Annotated in this window: 2 protein-coding genes; one reads left to right on the top strand and one right to left on the bottom strand. The window is 41.6% G+C overall.

Going from position 1 to position 3,716, the window contains the following annotated elements; translation table 11 throughout:
* Window positions 1–171: 171 nt before the first annotated feature.
* Window positions 172–2,757: an adenylate/guanylate cyclase domain-containing protein gene (locus H6G26_RS39870; protein ID WP_190737451.1), complete on the bottom strand. Its 2,586-nt coding sequence runs from the start codon at window positions 2,755–2,757 to the stop codon at window positions 172–174.
* Between the two features lie 698 nt (window positions 2,758–3,455).
* On the opposite strand from H6G26_RS39870, the gene H6G26_RS39865 reads away from it, so the two are divergent.
* Window positions 3,456–3,635 (top strand): hypothetical protein, encoded by a 180-nt coding sequence (locus tag H6G26_RS39865; protein ID WP_190737453.1) that lies wholly within the window; start codon window positions 3,456–3,458, stop codon window positions 3,633–3,635.
* The last annotated feature ends 81 nt before the right edge of the window (window positions 3,636–3,716 follow it).

The following is a 3,716-nucleotide window of genomic DNA, read 5'->3' as shown; positions in this document are numbered from 1 at the left end:
TCTAAAACCTCGCCTTTGAAGGCGAAAAGTTTTGTCACGGGGTTAAAACCCTGTGATAAAACGTAATTGCGAATTGCGAATTGCGAATTGCGAATTGCGAATTGCGAATTGGTTTATCAATTTTTAATTGGAGCGTTCGCGCAGCGTCTCGTAGAGAAGCGACTTGACCAGTTATTTTTCCTGAAACGTCCAGACTCCTTCATCCCAATCTGATTCTGTTGGAGGTGATTGTAACCAATGCTGACAACGCAACAGATGCAACATAGCAGCTTTGTCATGGTTGTCTGCTGCCAAAACTTTGGCAAACTCGGCTCTAGCAAAGGAAAACTGGCGATTGAGGTAATATTTGCGCCCTTTATGATAGTGCTCAATCACTTGCAATTTTTCGCTTTCAATAGGGTTGGAACGCAAACCTAGTAATTCATATATGGCTATTGGCTCATTTCTGCCTTTGACACGAATGTAATCTAGTTCTCTAGCCCAAATCTGATCTTGACATGGTTTAAAAGTGTTATGGCTAATAATAATATCGCAACCATACTGTTTACTAACACTTTCTAATCTAGAACCAAGATTAACGCCATCGCCAATAGCGGTAAATTCCATCCGCTTGCTAGAGCCAATATTCCCACTAATCACGGTATCAGAATTGATGCCAATGCCTATCTTGATTCTAGGCTTATCATCTGCATAACGACGTTGATTAAATTCGTGCAGGCGATGGCGCATTTCTAAGGATGTTTGCACTGCCATCCAAGCGTGTTCTTCTAAGGGTAAGGGAGAACCAAACACAGCCATAATCGCATCGCCAATGTATTTATCAAGGGTGCCTTTATGTTTAAAGACTGCTTCTACCATTGATTCAAAATATTCATTGAGCATACTCACCACTTCTTCTGCTTCCAAGTTTTCTGTCAAAGTGGTGTAGCCGCGAATATCGGAAAATAAAATCGAAACTTCTTTGCGATCGCCTCCTAGTTTAGCATCATCCAATTTCAGCAATTCTTCGGCTAATTCCTGAGTCATGTAGCGGTACATCGTACTCTTGAGCCGCTTTTCATCACTAATATCTTCCATTACCACCAGCGCCCCACGGACTTGCTCTTGATCGCTAGCATCAGCAATTGTGTTAATCGATAAATTGATACTGTGCTGTTCTGTACCAGTAGTTAATAGTGTGCGATCGGGGTAATACTGCTGGCGGCCTTTTAAGTCGGCTGCATGTAAAGCATCCTGATACCACTTGCTAAAGTCACCTTCTTTGATGCCGATCGCATCAGTAACTAATTTGCCTTCTAAACGGTCTTCTGGCTCCAGTCCTAGCAAACGTTTGGCACTTTCATTAGCGGCGATAATTAACCCAGCTTTATCAGTGGAAACTACTCCGTTAGAAAGACTACGCAGAATGTCTCGTTGCATTTGTTCTTGTTGCTTGACTGTGGCAAACAACTGAGCATTTTGCAGCGCTACTCCCGCTTGAATATTAAAAGCTTCCATGAATTCTTCATCGTTGCGGTCAAAGCTAGCTTGGAAGCAGTCGGGAGCTTTGGGCCAATCAGCTGGATTATAAGGAGGAAAATCTCCACTTTTCTTTTTATTTACTAGTTGGGTAACACCAATCAGTTGTTGATCGGCGTTAAATACTGGCATACAAAGCAAGCTACAGGTGCGATAGCCATTTTGCTGGTCGAGTTGTTTGGCAGTATCAGAGTCAGGATGGTAGTACAAATCAAAGGCAATATTCAATTTCTTGCCAGAAGCCCCTACTATACCAGCAAAGCCTTTACCTACGGGGACTCGTAACTCCTTAGTTGAACCATCATCTTGGGTGATTTTCGTCCACAATTCATGGCGATCGCGGTCTATTAACCATAATGTACTGCGATCGGCATTCATCAGTTCCTTGGCTTCATCCATCACCCGCTTTAATGTGTCTTCTAAGTCAAGACTGCTTTGAGATAAAGACTTGATTGCCTTCATCAGCGCCGCCACTGCTCTTTGTTTTTGGGTGGCGACATAAAAAGAGCGCGAGGATTCTAAAATTAGGCGAATCGAAGGGGCAAATTCTTGAAATAATTGTTCGTCAGCACAGATAAAACCTTTGGTATCAATGCGCTCTGCAAGTGGAGTATCGTGATTATTTCCAGATTTTAATTTATTCAGCAATTGTACTACTGCAACTAATTGCCCATGTTCATTTAACAATGGCAAAGCCAGCATGGTATAGGTGCGATAGCCAGTCCTTTTTTCTTGTTCTTGGGCAAAATGCGATCGCGGATCGTTATAAAAATCAAAGGGAATATTAATAACTTGCTTAAAAGTGGCGACTTCCCCAGCAATGCCTTTATTCGCAGGGATACGAATTTCTAAAGAGCGATCGCCCTCCCCCTCAGCCAGAATTGACCAGAGTTCTTGTTTTTCTTCATCCAATAAAAATATTGTCGTCCGGTCTGCCCCCAGTAATTCCCCGGTTTTCAAGGTTATCGAATGCAACATTTCTTGCAGAAGAGTTTCAAAACCCTGAGAATCTAGCATTGATAGGGTTTGATGGACAATCTGTAATTTTTGCTCGACATCCTTAACGACTTGTTTAAAAGTATCTTGAGTCAGGGGAGCAAGAAACGTAGAAAAAGTTCCTTGTCTGGTAGCAAGAGCATTTACAGGAGCAGAATTTGCTTGTAATTCGCGGCTTTCTTGGTTGTGAACACCAATAATCAAATCGGCGGTCTCCCCACAACTTCCTTGATACACTGACATAATCGATATTTATATAGCAGGATCAGATTTTAGATGTAACAATGAAATTAAATTTATGTAAGTGGTGCTAAAAGCAACACTTGCTTGATATTATCCATAGTTTAATCGCTTGTTTAGCTAGCGTCATCCTGTGGAGAAAGGTAGAAGTCGATTTCCAGCAAGTTTGCTATGACCTGAGTAGAGATGCAGTGATACTCCGAACTCATGCTATTGTTTACACACAAGTCTTCTAGGATTGCCCCACAGGCTTTTATCCCTCCACGCTAGTAGTTAAAGCGATCGCTTGAATTGTGCCGCCTTGCTCTGGTTCCAAACTCCTCACCCGGCAATTGAAAGTCTTTCTACCGGCAGCGAATACCTCATTGCAGAGGTAAAAATTTATGGCTATCCTAAACTTGGGTTGATAAATTAACACCAAAAAACGGCTAAAACAATTGATATAACAAGGTTTGTCTAAAATAAATCGAAGATTTAATAAAAATATGCTTTGTTCTTCTTGAATCCCTTACTATATAAGCATTTAACCCGATATCAAGTATTATTTTTTTATAACTAGTCTGGGAGAGCCAAATTTATTTACCCGAGAGTGCTTGACACACATCTATTCCACAGAGATATAAACATGAAGAAACTTTAGCTACAGCAGCCTCTCCCTCCACTACCGCGATTATCATTCTTATGCAGATTTATTTCGTCACATGAAGCGAAAATTCCAACAATATTTTTGGCGTTGTGCCCTAGTTGTATTCCTAGCGTTAACTGTATGTGGATGGAGTGTACAGCCAGCACAAGCAATGCTGCGTCAACACCATGATTCTCCTGATGTCTTACGCTACCACTCACAAGTATCTATCAAGGATGAAAGTGCGATTCGTTGATTAGTGAATCACGGTAGCCAGTCCGTAAATAACTAATCCAGCCCGTCAGCAGATTACTGACATTAAAGGCTGAACTCTCGG

It is taken from the genome of Nostoc sp. FACHB-888, from assembly GCF_014696655.1.
Classification (GTDB): domain Bacteria; phylum Cyanobacteriota; class Cyanobacteriia; order Cyanobacteriales; family Nostocaceae; genus Nostoc.
This window is presented reverse-complemented; position numbering and strand designations above follow the sequence as displayed.

What these genes read in the sequence shown, in the direction of transcription:
- H6G26_RS39865 (WP_190737453.1), top strand. Translation starts at nt 3,456, where the DNA reads ATGAAGCGAAAATTCCAACAATATTTTTGGCGTTGTGCCCTAGTTGTA.
- H6G26_RS39870 (WP_190737451.1), bottom strand. Translation starts at nt 2,757, where the DNA reads ATGTCAGTGTATCAAGGAAGTTGTGGGGAGACCGCCGATTTGATTATT.